Origin of the sequence: Phocaeicola oris (assembly GCF_021295095.1) — a bacterium.
GTDB lineage: Bacteria > Bacteroidota > Bacteroidia > Bacteroidales > Bacteroidaceae > Phocaeicola > Phocaeicola oris.
The window spans coordinates 162038-181402 of record NZ_JAJLQX010000001.1 but is presented as its reverse complement, the minus strand read 5'-3'; the positions used below and the strand labels follow the sequence as shown (position 1 = coordinate 181402).

The window sequence follows — 19365 nt, the reverse complement described above, 5'->3', positions numbered from 1 at the left end:
ATGAGAACTGATTTATTGGCCGATAGACATATCGGAATTCAGGAAGCCGACCTTCCGGTGATGCTAAAAAGAATTGGCGTGAGCAGTTTGGATGAACTGATTGATAAGATTATTCCGGAAAATATCCGTCTGAAGGATCCTTTGTCATTGCCCGAGCCAATGACTGAGAGAGAGTTTACGGAACATATCGCGCAATTGGCCACACAGAATAAGTTGTACACTTCCTATATTGGTTTGGGATGGTACGATACTATTACTCCTGCCGTTATTCAGCGTAACGTATTTGAGAATCCGGTTTGGTACACCTCTTATACCCCTTATCAGACAGAGATTTCACAAGGTCGTTTGGAAGCTTTGCTTAATTTCCAGACTGTGGTATCAGATTTAACAGCCATGCCGTTGGCCAACTGTTCTCTATTAGACGAAGCTACATCAGCAGCTGAAGCTATGACCATGATGCACAGTCTTCGTAGTCGTACTCAGCAAAAAGCAGGTGCAAATACCTTGTTTGTAGATGAGAATGTATTCCCTCAGATTATTGCCGTGTTATCTACACGTGCTATTCCTCAGGGAATTAATTTAGTATTTGGCAATTATAAAACATTCGAGTTCACACCCGACGTCTTCGGTTGCATTATTCAGTATCCGAACAGTGATGGAAGTGTTGAGAATTATAAATCGTTTGTAGAAAAAGCACATCATTCAGAATGCAAAGTTGCAGTTGCAGCCGATATCTTAAGTTTGGCATTACTCACTCCTCCGGGAGAATGGGATGCTGATATTGTATTTGGCAGTACACAACGCTTGGGTATACCTTTATTCTATGGCGGTCCATCAGCAGCATACTTTGCGACACGTGAAGAATTCAAGCGTCAAATGCCGGGACGAATCATAGGCAAATCGAAAGATAAGTATGGTAAAGTTTGTTATCGTATGGCTTTACAGACTCGTGAGCAGCATATCAAACGTGAGCGTGCGACTTCAAATATCTGTACTGCTCAGGCACTGTTAGCGGTAATGGCTGGTTTCTATGCCGTTTACCACGGACCGGAAGGTATTAAGACTATTGCAGAACGTATTCATAGCATTGCAGTACTGCTTAATCAGACTTTAACTCATCTGGGATATAAACAGCGTAATGAAGACTTCTTCGATACACTTCGTTTCAGTCTTCCTGAAACAGTAACAGCTCAGGAGTTGCGTACCATTGCCTTAAGTAAAGAGGTGAATCTTCGTTACTTTGATAATGGTGACGTTGGTTTAAGCATTGATGAGACAACAAACATGAAAGATGTTAATCAGCTGATTGCTATTTTCTCGATCGCTGCCGAAAAAGAAGTTCAGGAAGTAACTGATGTTCCTTTTGTTTCTTATAAAGGAGCGTTGTGTCGTAAGTCTGCCTACTTAACTCATGAGGTATTCCGGAAATATCACACTGAGACAGAGATGATGCGCTACATTAAACGTTTGGAAAGGAAAGATATTTCATTGGCTCATTCTATGATTTCATTGGGCTCTTGTACTATGAAATGTAATCCTGCTGTTGAAATGATTGCGCTGAGCAATCTTGGTTGGATGGGCATGCATCCATTAGTTCCAATAGATCAGGCACAAGGTTATCAAACTTTAATTCATAATCTGGCAGAACAGTTAAAAGTAATAACCGGCTTTTCCGGTATTACATTCCAACCAAACTCAGGAGCTGCCGGTGAATATACCGGACTTCGCATCATCCGCTCATATCTTGAACATATCGGTCAAAGCCATCGCAATATCATTCTTATTCCCGCATCTGCTCACGGAACAAATCCGGCTTCTGCAGTTCAGTGCGGATTCACAACTCTTACATGTGCTTGCGATGAAAAAGGGAATGTTGATGTTGAAGACTTAAAGAAGAAAGCAGAAGAGAACAAGGAGAATCTTGCTGCGTTAATGATTACATATCCATCAACTCATGGTATCTTTGAACCGGAGATAAAGAAGATTTGTGAGATTATACACGGCTGTGGCGCACAAGTCTATATGGATGGCGCTAATATGAACGGACAGGTTGGATTGACAAGTCCTGGATATATTGGCGCTGACGTTTGCCATTTGAATTTACATAAGACATTCTCAAGCCCTCACGGTGGTGGTGGTCCGGGTGTTGGTCCGGTTTGTGTATCAGAACATCTTGTTCCATTTTTACCTGGGCATTCGTTATTCGGCGATAGTACAAATGAAGTTGCTGCTGCTCCTTATGGAAGCGCAGGAATTCTTCCCATCGCATACGGATACATCAGCATGCTGGGAGCAGAAGGTTTAACAAAAGCAACAAAAATTGCTATCCTTAGTTCAAACTATCTGGCTGCTTGTCTTAAAGATACATACGGTATTGTTTATACAGGTGCAACAGGCTATGTGGGTCATGAAATGATTTTGGATTGCCGCAATTTACATGAAGATGTTGGTTTTAGTGAAGCTGATATCGCGAAACGTCTGATGGATTATGGTTATCATGCTCCTACTCTTTCATTCCCTGTTCATGGCACTTTGATGATTGAGCCTACCGAAAGTGAAAGTTTGGCAGAGCTTAATAACTTTGTTGACGTGATGGAATGTATATGGAAAGAGATTCAGGAAGTGAAGAATGGTCAGGCTAATAAAGATGATAATGTTCTTATAAATGCTCCTCATCCGGAATATGAAGTTGTTGCTAACGAATGGAATCATTGTTACAGTCGTGAAAAGGCTGTATATCCAATTCAATCGGTACGCGATAATAAATTTTGGATTAATGTTGCCCGTGTTGATGACGCATGGGGAGATAGAAACCTCATTACTACTTTATACGGTGAAATAAACTAATGCTATAAAACAAAGCTTATAAAAAAGGGATTGGCTCAATTAAGAGGCCAATCCCTTTCGCGTAAATTACTATTTAAAACAAGTTTTTAGTTAAAATAGGCCTTTAATTGAGAAGGAGTAATATCTTTTGCTACAATTTCTCCTCTCTCGTTTAGGAGATAATTCCTAAAGCCTTTTCTAATTTTGTAAGTCTTGTAAAGTTCTGAAGAACGATCAATTCTTACTAAGTAGCAGTTCTCTGATGATATGTTGTCTTGTTTTATTGCTTCCTTAAATATAGACTCATAATCATCGAATGAGACTGATACCATTTTTATTCTATTGGCCGCTTTGCCAATGACATGACTTAATGTAGCGTTTTGTATTCTTGAAGAAGCATCGTAACTAGCCCAAAAACTAACTAAAACTAAATTGCCTTGTAACATCTTCAAGTTCATATCATGTCCATTGTCCTCATGTAAAGTAAAGTAAGGGGCTTTATCTCCTACACTTAATCCTTCAACATGTGAATCTATTCCTATAAATGATACGGAAAAGATTGAAGTAGCGAGTAACAGAATAAAAATCAATCTTACATTTTTAATCATATACCACACTTTTATCGCTTTCAATCGTAAATATTCAATATTTTAGTTGACCTTCACAGGCATTTCATTGAATATCAATTCGATTTCAGCGAGTTGAATTGCGGCAAAGATAAATACTTTTCGTATTACGACCAAGAGAAAAAGAAATAAATTATGTTATAGAGCATAAAATTGCCGATTCCATCGATAAAAAAGATAGGCGATTTAGTGGTGTATTCAGATAAATAAATGTAATTTTGCAAAGAAATCAAGCCATTTACTTATGGAATCAAAGAGAGAACTTATTCTTATTGCTATTAGTGGCGTTGATCGCCCCGGACTAACGGCCTCGATTACAGAAATCCTTTCACAATATGATGTAACCATTCTTGATATTGGTCAGGCTGATATTCACAGTCAACTGTCTCTCGGTATTCTTTTTATGAGCCATGAAGAAGATTCCGGAAATATCATGAAGGAATTACTGTTTAAAGCTACATCTTTAGGTATTCAAATCCGTTTCACTCCGGTTTCTGAGGAAGAATACTCGCATTGGGTTAATATGCAGGGAAAGAATCGTTATATTCTTACTCTATTAGGTAGGAAACTTTCGGCAAATCATATAGCGGCCGTAACAAGAATCATTGCTAATCAGGGACTTAATATTGACTCTATCAAACGTCTCACAGGGAGAATGCCACTTGATGAGAAAAAGGCGGGTGTTCGCTCTTGTATCGAGTTTTCTGTTCGTGGGAATCCACTGAATCGCGAAGAAATGCAAAGCCATCTCATGCATCTCAGCTCGGAAATGGGTGTGGATTTCTCTTATCAGTTGGACAATATGTACCGTCGTATGCGTCGTCTCATTTGTTTCGATATGGATTCTACACTTATTCAGACGGAATGTATTGATGAATTGGCACAGAGAGCCGGTGTCGGAGATAAAGTGAAAGCTATTACCGATCGGGCTATGCGTGGAGAAATAGACTTTAAGGAAAGTTTTGCTGAACGAGTTTCTTTGCTCAAAGGACTTGATGAAAATGTTATGCAAGATATTGCCGAACATTTGCCCATCACCGAAGGAGTTGACCGGCTTATGTTCGTTTTAAAGCATTATGGATATAAAATAGCTATTCTTTCCGGAGGATTCACTTATTTCGGTAATTATCTCAAACAAAAGTATAATATCGATTATATGTATGCCAACGAGTTGGAAATAGTTAATGGAAAACTCACGGGACGTTATATTGGTGAAATTGTTGACGGACATCGTAAAGCAGAACTGTTGAAACTTATTGCTCAGGTGGAAAACGTGGATATTGCCCAAACTATTGCTGTGGGTGATGGCGCTAACGACTTGCCCATGTTGTCGGCTGCCGGACTTGGCATTGCCTTTCATGCGAAACCTAAAGTTGTTGCCAATGCTCGGCAATCAATTAATTCCATCGGTCTTGATGGCGTGCTTTATTTCCTGGGGTTTAAAGATTCTTACCTCGATGAAAAGGGCAAATTGTAATTAAATTACACATAAATTCAAATATAATTAATGAAGTTTACAGAATTGAATCTGGATGATAGTGTCCTTGAGGCATTAGACGCCATGAATTTCTCAGAATGCACTCCTATCCAAGAAAAAACTATTCCTGTATTGCTAAAAGGATGTGATGTTATAGGTGTGGCACAAACCGGAACCGGCAAAACAGCGGCTTACTTGCTTCCTGTGATTAATAAACTTTGTACAGGAAACTATCCGAAAGACGCAGTGAACTGTCTCATCATGTCACCAACACGGGAATTAGCCCAGCAAATTGATCAACAGATGGAAGGCTTTGCTTACTTTATGCCTGTATCAAGTGTTGCGGTGTATGGAGGCAACGATGGTGTTCGTTTTGAACAGGAAAAGCGTGGATTGACTTTAGGCGCTGACGTAATTATTGCTACTCCCGGTCGATTGATCAGTCATATTCAAATGGGATATGTTGATCTCTCAAAAGTTTCATTTTTTATTCTTGATGAGGCTGACCGCATGCTCGATATGGGATTTTACGACGACATTATGCAGATAGTCAAACTATTGCCAAAGAACAGACAAACACTTATGTTTTCCGCAACCATGCCGGTTAAGATTCAACAGTTAGCGAAAAACATATTGAATAATCCGGTGGAGGTTAAGATTGCCGTATCTAAGCCTGCCGAAAAAATTATTCAGACTGCCTATATCTGCTATGAGCCACAAAAGATGGGCATTATCCGTTCTCTTTTCAAAAATAACATCGAAAGTAGAATCCTCATTTTTGCGTCTTCAAAGTTAAAAGTTAAGGACTTAACTAATTCATTGAAACGTATGCACTTGAATGTTGGTGAAATGCATTCCGATTTAGATCAGTCGCAACGCGATGAAATTATGAATGAATTCAAGGCCGGACGTGTAAACATTTTGGTAGCCACCGATATAGTTGCAAGAGGTATTGATATTGATGATATCCGATTGGTTATCAATTACGATGTTCCTCACGACAGTGAAGATTACGTTCACCGCATCGGACGAACTGCCCGTGCGAATAATGATGGTTGCGCCATCACTTTGGTTAATGAAGAAGAGCAATTTAAGTTTAAGCAAATAGAAGACTTCCTTGGTAAGGAAATATATAAAATACCTGTTCCAAGTGAATTAGGTGAAAGTCCGGCTTATGAACCTAAAAAGAACTCTTTTAAAGGGAAGCGCCCTAATCACAGACAGCCGAGCAAACAAAAGCAAGGAAATAAAGGAAACAGGTCGAATAGACAGCACGAAAGATATTCGTCACAAAGATCAGCGCAACAGTCATCAATAAGGAAGTAATGCTTCAATTATATATGATTAAAAAGTGATCCGCATGAATCGCACAACTCATGCGGATGAATCGATCAACTCATCCGCATCAACCGATCAACTCATCCGCATGAACTGACTAACTCATCCGTATGAATTAATCAACTCATCCGCATAACTGAATGAATTCTTTTGACGAATAGGTAAATCCATCCGTACCCCTTTTCATTCTCTCCTATATTGGAATTTAAAGAAACGGGTATCTTATTCCTTCAAAACATTATCATATAGCATGTTAGAAAAGAAAAATAAAAGAATGATTTCTTTAGTATTGCTTTTATAAGTTTTACAGAGCAAGTCTATTGAACAAGTTTATAGTCTATCTTACCTTCTTTCCCAACAGTAAGATTTACTAAATAGCAGGATGCTTCATCCGGAATGCAGAGATTGGCTTGAAAGTGATAACCTTTTCCATCTACCCAGCCGAAATTCATATCGGAGAGTACCGCATATTCAAAGAAATCAGATGGAATTAAATGGGCAAACATTTGTTTTGTAATATCTTTGGCAAAAAGGCTTTGTTTACCCTCGTATACACAAATATGAATAATATTATCGTAATAGACATTATCTACTATAATACCATCACTGGTTAAGCTGGGTTTAACAATTTTAATTTCAGAAGGATTAATGTAAACATAGCCGTGATAACGATGGTTGTCATACCAAACAACCGAATCTTTTTTAATTACCTCTTCATAAACCGGAACATTGCCTTTATGCAAAAACTCAGATAAGTCAATCTCTCTTTCGGCTTTATGCAGATGAATTACCTCTCCCGACAAAGTATGAAACCAGAAAATATGGGGAGCCTGCTTTTCTATTTTATATTCGTTGGTCACGCCACCGTATGTTATAAGGCTGTCACCAAAGATTTTAAAGCAAACGGGGGCGACCGACTCATCGGCATAGTAAATAGTATCGCCTGAAACACGCAGCTGTGGGGCATCTGTTTCATCTTCTAACCAAACCCCTTGCAACATAGCTTTGGCTTCCTCATTCTCTTCCATCTTTACATGCTCTTTATCAGAATGTCTGCACGATGAAAAAGAAAAAAGTAAAATAATAACCATCAAGTAAGTTATTTTCATAAGGTTAAGCTTGCTGTGACTTTTCATTTATTTTTACTCTTCTTGCAAAGTTACAATTTATTTTAAGAGGGTGTTTTATTTTCGTGAGAAAAGTTAGATGAAATAGAATAATATTCTTAAATTTGCCGTATGAATGAATTGATAAGACATATAGAAATTCTATTATTAGAGAACGATTGTGTTATTGTTCCTGAATTGGGCGGATTTATTGCTCACTATCAATCGGCTTATTATGATACTACGGAACATATTTACTATCCTCCTAAGCGTACTATAGGATTTAATCCGAAATTAACCATAAACGACGGATTACTTGTTCAGTTCTATATGCAGACTTATCATACCGATTTCCCCGATGCTACGCGAAAAATAAAAAAAGAAGTAGAAAAATTAAAGGATTGTCTTTATAAAGAAGGTGGGGTTGAGATTCCTCATTTAGGCAAATTGTGCTGTAATATTCATGGTATATACGAGTTTCATTCGGATAAAGAAGAAATTGTAACTCCTTCTTTATATGCTTTCAATTCGTTTCAGGTCAATGCGTTAGGTAAAAAAGCTCCGATTGCTTCGAAAATAATACCTTTAAATGTTCAGAAAGAAAAGTCGGCAGAGAAACAACAAAAAGTAATTCCTATGCGATGGTTAGGCGATGTAGTTGCCGTAGCAGCAGCAATTTTTTTGTTCTTTGTCTTGTCCACTCCATTGGAAAATACGTATGTTGATGATGACAGTTATGCCTCTTTAAGTACCGATGAGTTATTTAGTGCGTTAAAGTCACAATCATTAGCCCTTAATGTAATTAATCCAAACTATTCCTCAGAGGCTATGAAGACGCATGAAAAGCCAAAAGTTGTTCGTACCGAACCCGTTTCTTCATCAAATACAAAGACAAATTCTTCGAATGTTCAATCGAATCAAGAATCATCTGCGCCAATTAACTTAACAGACAAAGTTACAACTGAGGTTTCCACATCAGTAAGAACTGCAGTAGAACCCGTATCAGAACCTGCTGAAAGTACACCTGCAGCAATACCTGTGAAGAAAAACAACAGCTATCATATCATTATCGCCAGTCTGGATTCAAAATCAGGCGCCCAACATTTTATTGAAGCTCAAAAGAATTTAACGGAGTTAAGCATTGTCGAAGGCGATGGACATTTCCGTGTGTCTGCCGGAAGTTTTGACAATGAAACTGCAGCTTATAAGAGAGCAAATGAGTTGAAGCAACAAGGAATATATCAAAGTGCTTGGGTGCTCCATACTAAATGATCATAAAATATGAAAAGAGTTCGATGTCCCAAATGTGATAATTATATCATGTTTGATGAAACGAAGTATATTGAAGGCCAATCCCTTGTATTTGTTTGCGACAATTGTCACAAAGAATTCAAAATTCGAATTGGCAAATCACCTGTTAAGCCCTTACAACGAGATGATCATCCGGACGAAGAAGCTAATAAAAACGATTTTGGAAGTATTGTTGTACTAAAAAACGACTTTGCTTTCAAACAAGTTCTTCCATTAAAAGAAGGTGACAATATGATTGGTAAGCGCGTACGAACAATTAAATTAGATGTCCCCATTGAGTCAAACGATCCCAGTCTTGATCGCCAGCATTGTATTATTAATGTAAAGGTGAACAAGACAGGGAAAGTAGTTTACACACTTCGAGATAATGATAGTTTGACGGGAACTTTTCTTATGAATGAAGAGGTTTTGGAGAAAGAATGCCGCATTATTGACGATGGGGCCATCATAAATCTTGGAGCTACAACTATTATTCTTCGTGCAGCAGAAAATAAAAAAGTTCTGTCATGAAAAAGATAATACTAATTACCGGAGGTCAACGATCGGGAAAAAGTCAGTTTGCTGAAAAAATAGCACTCGAGCTATCAGAACATCCCATTTATATAGCTACTTCCCGTATTTGGGATGATGAATTTAAAGAACGTGTCCGTAAACACAAAGAGCGTCGTGGACCGGAATGGACTAACATTGAAAAAGATATGAACCTCCATGAAGTTAAAGTGGAAGGTCGTGTTATTCTTATCGACTGTATCACATTGTGGGGAACCAATTATTTCTTTGATATGGATTCGGATGTTGACCAAGCTCTGACTGCTTTAAAAACAGACTTTTCCCAATTCACTAATCAGGAGGCAACTTTTATATTTGTAACAAATGAAATTGGCTCGGGAGGTGTATCGGAGAACAAATTGCAACGACTGTTCACCGATATGCAAGGTTGGATGAATCAGTATGTTGCGTCTATTGCCGATACAGTTTACTTAATGGTCAGCGGAATTCCCGTAGTCATAAAAGGAGAATCCCCGATAAGAAAACTTTAAAAAACTATATACAATGAGAACTTTTCAGATTTATAAACCCGATCAGACAATTAAACCTGTATTGATTGATAAAATAAATAACCTGACAAAGCCAAAAGGTTCTTTGGGAATGCTCGAAAAGTTGGCTTTGCAGATAGGATTAATCCAGCAAACACTTACTCCTTCTTTGAAGAATCCGCATAATATTTTATTGGCTGCCGATCATGGTATAGCAGATGAAGGAGTCAGCAAGTCACCGAAAGAAGTTACATGGCAACAGTTGAGCAACTTTGTTCATGGTGGAGGCGGAATATCTTTTCTTTGCCGTCAACATCATTTTAAGCTTGATATTGTGGATGCAGGAGTTGACCATGACATACCGTATAAAACATCGGGTATTTTGAATTATAGCATAGCACGTGGTACAAAGAATTTTCTCCATGGACCAGCCATGACTGATGAACAGCGTAATATATGTCTTGAGCGTGGAGCTGAAATCATTGATAAGGTCTATGCACAAAATTGTAATGTAGTCAGCTTTGGCGAGATGGGAATAGGCAATACTTCTCCTTCTTCCATCTGGATGCATTTATTTACCGGTATCCCTTTAAAAGAATGTGTCGGAGCCGGTAGCGGACTGGATGATGAAGCCGTACGACACAAATATGAAGTATTGAAACAATCGATTGAAAATTATAAAGGTGATGGAACGGTTGAGAGCTACATCAGCTACTTTGGCGGATTTGAAATGGTAATGGCAATCGGTGGAATGCTCAGGGCAGCAGAACTTCACATGATTATTCTTGTCGATGGATTCATTATGACTAATTGTATTTTAGCAGCCAGCAAACTCTATCCTGAAGTATTAGAATATGCCATTTTTGGACATCAGGGGGACGAGTCAGGACACAAATTAGTCTTGGAAGCTATGCATGTACATCCTATTCTTCATCTCGGTCTCCGTTTAGGTGAAGGAACCGGAGCAGTATGCTCTTACCCGATAGTACAGTCGGCCGTCAATATGATCAATGAGATGGATAACTTTGCTCATGCGTCTATCACAAAATATTTTTGATATGAAGCAGATTCTTGCAGCTTTTATTTTCTTTACCCGTCTTCCTTTTTGGAAAATTACTAATGTTCCATCAATATATTTTAAGCACGTAGTAAATTACTGGCCGATGGTGGGATATCTTACAGGAGGCTTAATGGCACTTACCATATTTGTAACATCACATTTTTTTCCATTGCCGATAGCTGTTATTCTTACCGTATTGACGCGCTTGCTTATAACCGGAGCCTTACATGAAGATGGGTTAGCTGACTTCTGCGATGGTTTTGGTGGAGGAACTTCTCGTGAACGCATATTAGAAATTATGAAGGATTCTCATATCGGAACGTATGGAGTCATTGGATTGATACTTTACTATACCTTATTAATATATACGCTCACCTCTATTTCCTATCCATTGGTTTATTCCGTTTTGTTCTGTGGTGATATATGGGCAAAGTATTGTTCCTCACATATCATTAATATTCTGCCTTATGCACGCAAAGAAGAAGAGTCAAAAGCAAAAATTATTTATGATAAGATGCCGCCTCAGACAATGATTGTTAATGCCGCCCTCGGTTTATTTCCAACAATATTCTTACTTCAAGCAAGATACATCGTTGCGTTAATTGTATCTGCATTGATATGTTATTTAATAATCCGACTGATGAAGAAACGGCTTCAAGGATATACAGGAGATTGTTGTGGAGCTCTGTTTCTGATCACTGAATTATCTTTTTATATCATCGTACTTGCAATACATTATGCCTTATGAACATATATTTAATTCGACATACATCCGTTAAAGTTCCACGTGGCATCTGTTATGGACAATCAGATGTAGAAGTAAAAGATTCGTTTGAACAAGAGGCAGAAGCGGTAAAAGAGCAGATAAAACATATTCATTTCGATAAGGTTTATTGCAGCCCTTTAAAACGATGTGTAAAATTGGCCGATTATTGTGGATATGCTGAGGCGGAAAGAGATAGCCGTATATTAGAAATCAATTTTGGAGATTGGGAATTGAAGAGCTTTGATGATATTCATGATCCGAATCTTCAAAATTGGTATAAAGATTATATTCATGTTCGGGCAACGAATGGAGAATCCTTTTCTGATCAGTTTAAACGAGTCAGTGACTTTCTGGATGAATTAAAGCAAAAAGAATATCTGAATGTTGCTCTATTTACTCATGGCGGAGTGCTTATTGACGGACAAGTATATGCTCACCATTTTACATTCGATGAAGTTGGCGATCACATGCCGAACTATGGCGATATAGTAAAGATTGTGATCTGAAACTTATTCGTATCGAATTGATTTTGCCGGATGGATATGAGCAATAAGATATGAAGGACCTATTAACATCATCAATGAGATAAGGAATGTACATATATTCAGCAAAAGGAATATCCATATATTCAGTTCTATAGGAACATAGTTAACATAATATGTTGCAGGGTCCAACTTTATAATATGAAACTGCCATTGTAGAAAACAGATCAACAAACCAAATAAATTCCCCCATAACATTCCACGTCCAATAAGAAAAGCAGAAAAGTTCAGAAAGATAGTGCGGATAGACCAATTATTAGCTCCCAAGGCTTTCAGCACTCCAATCATGTTGGTACGTTCTAATATGATAATAAGCAATCCGGAAATCATAGTAAAACCTGCAACGCCAATCATCAGAATCAGAATAATCCAAACATTCATGTCAAGTAGTCCCAACCACGCAAAGATGTCCGGATTAGCTTCCTCTACAGTTTGAGTAAAATAAATACCACCATACTTATCTGCTTTTACATCCACTTTCTCATGAATAGCCTCCTTTATATCATTCAAACGAGAATAATCATTTACCTCTACTTCTATTCCGGAAACTTGTTCAGGCTTCCATTTGTTCAATCGATTCACTGTATATAAATCGGTTATTAGAAAAAGATTATCGTAATTTGAGAAATTTGTCTGATAAATGCCAGAGATTATAAACTTACGAGCACGAATATTATCTCCTTCTATGTAGTATGAAAGAAAAGAGTCTCCCATTTTTAACTTCAGTTTATTAGCATTTGTCTTGGAAATCAATACCTTTTGAGAGGACACTGTATCACTAAAAGCAGGAATCTCGCCTTCTACCATATTCTTTTTTAAGAACTTTGTATCATAATCCTGACCTATCCCCTTTAATACCATACCTGAGAAGTCTGTTTCTGTCATCAACATACCAGGTTTAGTTGAGTAACGTTGCACATGCATTACACCGTCAACAGCCTGAATAACATTTAATAAGCTATCATTTACAACTACAGGTAAAGTCTCGTATGTTCCTTGAACGTCAAAATTAGAAATAAAAATGTCTGAACCAATCCCCACAACTTTATCTCTAACTTGGTTTTTAAATCCGATAACGACAGCAACAGAAACAATTATTACTGCCAAACCTATTGCGATTCCTGCCATAGCAATACGAATAGCCGGCTTGGAAACTTTTTTCCCTCCTTCATCGTTATGATAAATTTTTCTTGCTATAAAATATTTCCAATTCATCGGATAAAAATTTCCTTGCAAATATACGAAATAACATCAAAGAAAGATAAAAAGTCGGCTTTCCTTTTATTTTAAGCATAATTTAAGTAATAAAAAGTTGTATGAATAATTAAAAGGCTTATATTTGTTTACTATTAAATTAAAAAATACTTATGAATCTATACCTCATTGTATTTCAAAATAAACCTTTCAAGAAAGAAATAGTTTACGAGGAACATAAAGTTTTTTTCCAAGAAATAGAAAAGTATTTCAAGCTTTATCTCATTTCTTTAAATAAGATAAACACTATTCCTGCAGATGAATATAAAATGGCTTTCATCGCGACTTCGCAAGTTGAAAATATTGTTACTCAATATTTTGACGATTTGCCTTATCCTATCCACTTACTTTGCGATGGACAACAGAAATCTTTGAATGCAGCTTTGGAAATAGCAACATGGATTCGCACTAAGGGAATGAAAGTTAAGCTTATTCATGGAACTCCGGAAGTAATGGCAAAACATATTCTTGACGATCATTGGGTATTCGCTGCTCGTAGGGAAATTAAAACAAAACGTATTGCCGTGATAGGTTTTCCTTCTCCATGGAATATAGCAAGTAATGTTGATTATCTGATGGCTAAACGTCGGTGGGGAGTTGAACTTGTCAATGTTGATCCTAAAGAAGTTATGTCTCTATATAATAAGGTAACAGATGATGAAATCGGACTACTTGCAACTCAGTTCGTAAATGACGCAACAGAATATCATGAAGGAGACCCCGACGCACTACTAAAAGGATTGCATCTTTATAAAGCATTAAAGACATACGCTGAGCAAAATAACTTTGATGCTATGATGTACACCTCCTCTCCTATGCTTGATAAATTAAATATAACCGGAAATGTAGCTGCTTCATTATTGAATAATGAAGGTATTACTACTGCATGCGATGGGGATTTACAATCGGTTATTACCATGATGGTCGCTAAAATTCTGACCGGTTTGCCAAATTTCATGGGAAACGTTTCGTTCATTAATGAGGATGATAATACTTTTGTTATTTCTCATTCCAGTATTCCAACTGCATTGACCAATTATTATAACATTCGGAATGAAGCAAGTACAGAGAAAGGCATCGCCATTCAAGGTATTCTGGATCATGAAGAAGTAACCATTCTGAAATGTGGAGGAGAATGTATTGACGAATATTTTGTATCGCGGGGGCATATCATAGACAATACAGAACTTCCTCTTTTAGGACGCACCCAGTTGAAAATTATGATGGAAAAGTCTGTCAGTTACTTTTATAACCATAACTTGGGAAATCATCATATCATCATTACGGGTGATCACGTTCAAGTGATAAAAGAATTCATGCAACTTTATGATTGTAAATCCGTATATTGAAGAAATTTGGTTATCTTTGCCACGCTAAATAAAAAAGAAGAATAAATGGAAACAAATAACTGGTTTGAATGTAAAGTCCGCTATGAGAAAATCATGGAAGATGGCAAGAATAAAAAAGTAACAGAACCATACTTAGTTGATGCTTTGAGTTTTACAGAAGCAGAAGCTCGTATTATAGAAGAAATGACTCCGTATATCAGTGGAGAGTTTTCGGTATCTGATATTAAGAGAGCAAATTATACAGAGCTATTCACCTCAGATGAAGAGGCAGCCGACCGCTGGTTTAAAGTTAAACTTTCTTTTATTACTTTGGATGAGAAACGTGGTATAGAGAAAAAAACATCAAGTTACGTGTTAGTTCAGGCTGCTAATTTTCATGATGCCGTAAAAAAACTTGATGAAGGAATGAAAGGATCGATGCAGGATTTCGTGATTTCTTCTATTATTGAAACTCCTATCATGGATGTTTTCCCTTTTAAATCGAAAGAAGAGAAACCTGAATTTTCTGAATCAGCTAAATAGTGGATATAACTATTAAATTTTTGGAGAAGTAATATTGTGAGTATTGAGTCAACCATTAAAGAGATTCGCAAAGAGTTACCATTAAGCACACGACTTGTCGCCGTTTCAAAGTTTCATCCTAACGAGATGATTATGGAGGCATATAATGCCGGTCAGCGCGTCTTTGGAGAGAACCATGTTCAGGAAATGACTCAGAAATATGACACACTTCCAAAAGACATTGAATGGCACTTCATTGGTCATCTTCAAACGAATAAAGTTAAATATATCGCTCCTTTTGTTTCGATTATCCACGGTATTGATACCTTTAAATTACTTTCCGAAGTTAATAAACAGGCAGCAAAGTATCATCGTGTTATACCTTGCTTATTGCAAATTCATATTGCCGAAGAAGATACCAAATTTGGTTTTAGTTTCGATGAATGCAGGCAAATGCTTGACATGGGAGAATGGAAAGCACTTGACCATGTTCATCTATGTGGCGTGATGGGCATGGCAACAAATACGCCTGATGTTATTAAAGTTCGCAAAGAATTTCATAACCTAAAGACATTTTTCGATGAAATCAAGGGAAAATATTTCAAAAATGATACGTTGTTTAAAGAAGTCTCAATGGGAATGACACACGATTATCATATTGCCGTGGAAGAAGGCAGCACATTGGTACGTATCGGAACGAAGATCTTCGGAGAACGCAATTATATCAATTATAATCAATAAATACAAACGCGCTTAAAAAGAGTTTCTATCTTTCTGTTTGGTTCGTTAGATTGGGTCATAAAGAAAAGGAAAAAAGTCAATACGTATGAGTCAATCGGTTCATGCGTATGAGTTACTCAAGTCATCCGCATGAGTTGCTCAAGTCATCCGCATGAGTTGCTCGGTTCATGCGGATGAGTTTATCTGTTCATACGTATCACTTTGAGCGTTTATCTTTATCGCGCTCCGCTTTATTATTTGATAGATTTATTTACTACGATAATGAAAACAAGGCATCAGAATAAATAAAAAGGAGATGATAGAATAAAACACACAATATATATTCCTTTTTACACAAAATAGGCTAAATTCATTTCAATTCATTTGTTGAGTAAATTTAAAAAACTATCTTTGCACAGTTGAATTCAATATGTGCATTTATCAAACCAACGAACGTTAAAATGGAAAATAGCTTCATTGCCGAATTCGAAAAGGGCATCATCAACAATTGGGACTTAGATGCTCTTACCGATTACAAGGGCGCAACTTTACAATATAAAGATTTAGCAAGAAAAATAGAAAAGTTACACATCATTTTTGAGGAGGTTGGAATCCAACCCGGTGATAAGATTGCTATATGTGGAAAGAACAGTTCACACTGGGGTGTAACATTTCTTGCAACTCTTACATACGGAGCTGTAGCCGTTCCTATTCTTCACGAATTTAATGTTGATAATGTTCATACTATCATCAATCATTCAGAATCCAGAATGTTGTTCGTCGGTAATCAGGTTTGGGAAAACCTGAACGAAAATGCCATGCCAAATCTGGAAGGTATCATTCAAATGAACAACTTTACCATACAAATATCACGATCTAAGAAATTGGATTATGCACGCGAGCATTTGAATGAACTCTTTGGCAAGAAATATCCTCGTAACTTCCGCAAGGAACACATCTCTTATCGCCGTGATAATCCTGAGGAATTGGCTATGATTAACTATACATCAGGAACTACAAGTAATTCAAAAGGAGTAATGATTCCTTATAGAGCTATATGGTCGAACTTGGACTTTGCACGTGAAGTTTTTCATTTGAATCCCGGAGATAAATTGGTATCTATGCTGCCTATGGCTCACATGTATGGATTAGCTTTTGAGTTTATTTACGAAGTTTGTTCCGGTTGTCATATTTATTTCCTTACCCGCATTCCAAGTCCTAAAATAATTTTCGATGCTTGTAATGAAATAAAGCCTAATTTAATTGTAGCAGTTCCTTTAATTATAGAGAAAATAATAAAGAAGAACGTACTTCCTAAATTAGCGAATCCAACAGCAAAGCTCATGATGCGTATTCCTATTATCAGTGATAAATTAAAGGAAAAAGTTCGTGAGTACGTTATTAATGCTTTTGGTGGAAACTTCTACGAAGTAATAGTTGGAGGAGCTGCTTTCAATAAAGAGATTGAAGCATTCTTGAAGAGCATTGATTTTCCTTATACAGTAGGTTACGGCATGACAGAATGCGCTCCGATTATTTCGTATGAAGACTGGAAAAGTTTTAAATTGGGTTCATGTGGTAAAACAGCTCCTCGCATGGAATTAAAAATTGACAGTGCTAATCCGCAACATGAAGTTGGGGAAATATTAACCCGTGGTATGAATGTCATGCTTGGTTACTATAAAAATCAAGAAGCTACTGATGCCATTATTGATAAAGAAGGATGGTTGCATACCGGTGACCTTGGTATTATGGATGAAAAAGGGAATCTGACTATCAGAGGAAGGAACAAGAATATGATTTTAGGTCCTTCAGGGCAAAACATATATCCTGAGGAGATTGAAGAGCGTTTAAATAATATGCCTTATGTCTCAGAAAGCCTTGTTATCCAACAGGCTAACGGTAAGTTGGCAGCTTTGGTTTATCCGGATTATGATGCGGTAAGCGCACACCAACTTTCGGAAGAACAATTAAATAAGGCTATGGAAGAAAATATCGCAATGCTTAATACCGTTGTACCTTCTTATTCAACCATTTCGACTGTAAAAATCTATCCTGAAGAATTCGAAAAAACTCCAAAGAAAAGCATTAAGCGATTCTTATATCAAGATGTTATCTCATGAGAATTAAAACATTACTTCTTTTAATATTAGTGAATTCCGTAGTTAGTCTCACTCCTATTTTCGCGCAAAATAAGGTGCAGAAGATGAAGAGCAGCCCTAACATATCATTAAATATAACAAATTCTGATAAACAATCACGTACATCTTATTTTAATTTAGGATTACTAACCAATATCCATCAATTAAAAGGTATTGGAATCAATGTCATTTCCAGTATAGTTCAGCGTGACATGACCGGTCTTCAGTTGGCAGGCTTGGCAAATATTACGGGACTCGACGCAACCGGTATTCAAATTGCAGGTGCGGTAAATGTTACAGGCAGAAATCTCAAAGGATTTCAATTGGGCGGATTAATGAATATCGGTGGCAATGACTTGAATGGTTTGCAAATCTCAGCTATTGGAAATATCGGTGGAAGAAATATAAAAGGAATCTCTATAGGTGGTTTGCTAACCATCTCAGGAGGTAATACTTCGGCATTGCAGTTGTCGGGATTAGCTAATATAACGGCTCAAAATATGCGTGGGATGCAATTGAGCGGTATCATGAATGTAGCAGGATCAAGCATGAACGGCTTTCAACTTGCCGGACTTACCAATATTGGCATTGATAGAGTTCATGGATTGCAGTTGGCCGGAGTGATGAATGTTGCTGTAAATACCCATCATGCAACCCAATTCTCAGCTTTAGCAAATGTGTGTGCAGAGCAAATGCGAGGTATCCAAATAGGAATAGGAAATTATGCAGGCAAGCTACATGGCGCGCAAATTGGAGTCATTAACTTATGTGAAGGGAATGCGAAAGGGGTACAAATTGGAATCTTCAATCATAGTAAAGATACAACTACAATCAAAATAGGTTTAGTTAATATAAATCCTCATACCCGTATTCAAATGATGACTTATGGCGGTAATTTAAGTAAAGGAAATGTTGCTGTCCGATTTCTTAATCACAGAACTTATACTATCTTGGGTATAGGAACACAATATCTTGGTTTGAAGAAGAAATTATCGGGTGCTTTGTTTTACCGTGCCGGATTACATTTTCCTTTAACGCAGAAGCTGTCTTTTAGCGGTGATGGAGGTTTTTATCATATCGAGAGTTTTAGTAATAAAGATGCCCATACACCTAAACGAATGTATTCTCTCCAACCCAGAGTTAACGTAGAATATCAAATCTCAAAAAATATTGCTTTAATGGCCTCAGTCGGATATAGTTGGACTCGTTTTTATAATAAGAACAAACTATATCAACATAAACCAATTATTGAATTAGGCGTCATTCTATTTTGATTATTTCTTTAGAAGACAGAAGAATATAAGCTCATGT

General features: G+C 37.2%; 17 protein-coding genes. 14 read left to right on the top strand and 3 right to left on the bottom strand.

From position 1 onward, the window contains the following. Positions 1-2847, top strand: a complete 2847-nt coding sequence (gene gcvP, locus LO761_RS00835) for an aminomethyl-transferring glycine dehydrogenase (RefSeq protein WP_272816440.1) — start codon at positions 1-3, stop codon at positions 2845-2847. 86 nt (positions 2848-2933) lie between these two features. On the opposite strand, the gene LO761_RS00830 is transcribed toward gcvP, so the two are convergent. After that, positions 2934-3434 (bottom strand): TlpA family protein disulfide reductase, encoded by a 501-nt coding sequence (locus LO761_RS00830; protein WP_272816439.1) that lies wholly within the window; start codon positions 3432-3434, stop codon positions 2934-2936. 262 nt (positions 3435-3696) lie between these two features. Here LO761_RS00830 and serB point away from each other — a divergent pair, with 262 nt between their 5' ends. Together serB and LO761_RS00820 are read left to right on the top strand one after the other, a co-directional pair. Continuing rightward, on the top strand, positions 3697-4929 hold the full coding sequence (gene serB, locus LO761_RS00825) for a phosphoserine phosphatase SerB (protein ID WP_272816438.1): 1233 nt from the start codon (positions 3697-3699) through the stop codon (positions 4927-4929). A 30-nt stretch (positions 4930-4959) separates the two neighbouring features. Beyond that, entirely contained in the window at positions 4960-6255 is a 1296-nt protein-coding gene (locus LO761_RS00820; protein ID WP_272816437.1) for a DEAD/DEAH box helicase, read from the top strand. A gap of 329 nt (positions 6256-6584) precedes the next feature. On the opposite strand, the gene LO761_RS00815 is transcribed toward LO761_RS00820, so the two are convergent. Continuing rightward, positions 6585-7358 carry a DUF4738 domain-containing protein gene (locus LO761_RS00815; protein ID WP_272816436.1) on the bottom strand — a complete coding sequence of 258 codons (774 nt, stop codon included), beginning with the start codon at positions 7356-7358 and terminating at the stop codon, positions 6585-6587. Between the two features lie 147 nt (positions 7359-7505). Here LO761_RS00815 and LO761_RS00810 point away from each other — a divergent pair, with 147 nt between their 5' ends. From LO761_RS00810 to cobC, 6 genes are read left to right on the top strand one after another with little or no spacing between them, the layout of a single operon-like run. Continuing rightward, positions 7506-8645, top strand: a complete 1140-nt coding sequence (locus tag LO761_RS00810) for an HU domain-containing protein (protein WP_272816435.1) — start codon at positions 7506-7508, stop codon at positions 8643-8645. 9 nt (positions 8646-8654) lie between these two features. Then, a complete protein-coding gene (locus LO761_RS00805; RefSeq protein ID WP_272816434.1) occupies positions 8655-9194 on the top strand; it encodes an FHA domain-containing protein in 540 nt (179 codons plus the stop codon). After that, a complete protein-coding gene (gene cobU / locus LO761_RS00800; RefSeq protein WP_272816433.1) occupies positions 9191-9724 on the top strand; it encodes a bifunctional adenosylcobinamide kinase/adenosylcobinamide-phosphate guanylyltransferase in 534 nt (177 codons plus the stop codon). Before LO761_RS00805 ends, cobU begins: the two co-directional genes overlap by 4 nt. 13 nt (positions 9725-9737) lie before the next feature. After that, the gene (gene cobT / locus LO761_RS00795; RefSeq protein ID WP_272816432.1) at positions 9738-10778 is read left to right on the top strand and encodes a nicotinate-nucleotide--dimethylbenzimidazole phosphoribosyltransferase; all 1041 of its coding nucleotides are present in this window, start codon (positions 9738-9740) and stop codon (positions 10776-10778) included. Between the two features lies 1 nt (position 10779). Continuing rightward, complete coding sequence (gene cobS / locus LO761_RS00790) at positions 10780-11529, top strand: adenosylcobinamide-GDP ribazoletransferase (RefSeq protein ID WP_272816431.1); 750 nt, start codon at positions 10780-10782, stop codon at positions 11527-11529. Next, on the top strand, positions 11526-12053 hold the full coding sequence (cobC, locus tag LO761_RS00785) for an alpha-ribazole phosphatase (RefSeq protein ID WP_272816430.1): 528 nt from the start codon (positions 11526-11528) through the stop codon (positions 12051-12053). The genes cobS and cobC overlap by 4 nt, the downstream gene beginning before the upstream one ends. A 3-nt stretch (positions 12054-12056) precedes the next feature. On the opposite strand, the gene LO761_RS00780 is transcribed toward cobC, so the two are convergent. Beyond that, on the bottom strand, positions 12057-13304 hold the full coding sequence (locus tag LO761_RS00780) for an ABC transporter permease (RefSeq protein WP_272816429.1): 1248 nt from the start codon (positions 13302-13304) through the stop codon (positions 12057-12059). Between the two features lie 152 nt (positions 13305-13456). Between LO761_RS00780 and LO761_RS00775 the strand changes: the two genes are divergently transcribed. The 5 genes from LO761_RS00775 (at position 13457) to LO761_RS00755 (ending at position 19328) form a co-directional block, all read left to right on the top strand. Then, entirely contained in the window at positions 13457-14692 is a 1236-nt protein-coding gene (locus tag LO761_RS00775; RefSeq protein ID WP_272816428.1) for a fucose isomerase, read from the top strand. Positions 14693-14737: 45 nt separating this feature from the next. Continuing rightward, entirely contained in the window at positions 14738-15214 is a 477-nt protein-coding gene (locus tag LO761_RS00770) for a DUF4494 domain-containing protein (RefSeq protein ID WP_272816427.1), read from the top strand. Positions 15215-15250: 36 nt separating this feature from the next. Beyond that, positions 15251-15934, top strand: coding sequence for a YggS family pyridoxal phosphate-dependent enzyme (locus tag LO761_RS00765; protein ID WP_272816426.1), 684 nt, complete (start codon positions 15251-15253; stop codon positions 15932-15934). 440 nt (positions 15935-16374) lie between these two features. Continuing rightward, the gene (locus tag LO761_RS00760; protein WP_272816425.1) at positions 16375-18036 is read left to right on the top strand and encodes an AMP-binding protein; all 1662 of its coding nucleotides are present in this window, start codon (positions 16375-16377) and stop codon (positions 18034-18036) included. Further along, on the top strand, positions 18033-19328 hold the full coding sequence (locus LO761_RS00755) for an LA_2272 family surface repeat-containing protein (protein ID WP_272816424.1): 1296 nt from the start codon (positions 18033-18035) through the stop codon (positions 19326-19328). The genes LO761_RS00760 and LO761_RS00755 overlap by 4 nt, the downstream gene beginning before the upstream one ends. The last annotated feature ends 37 nt before the right edge of the window (positions 19329-19365 follow it).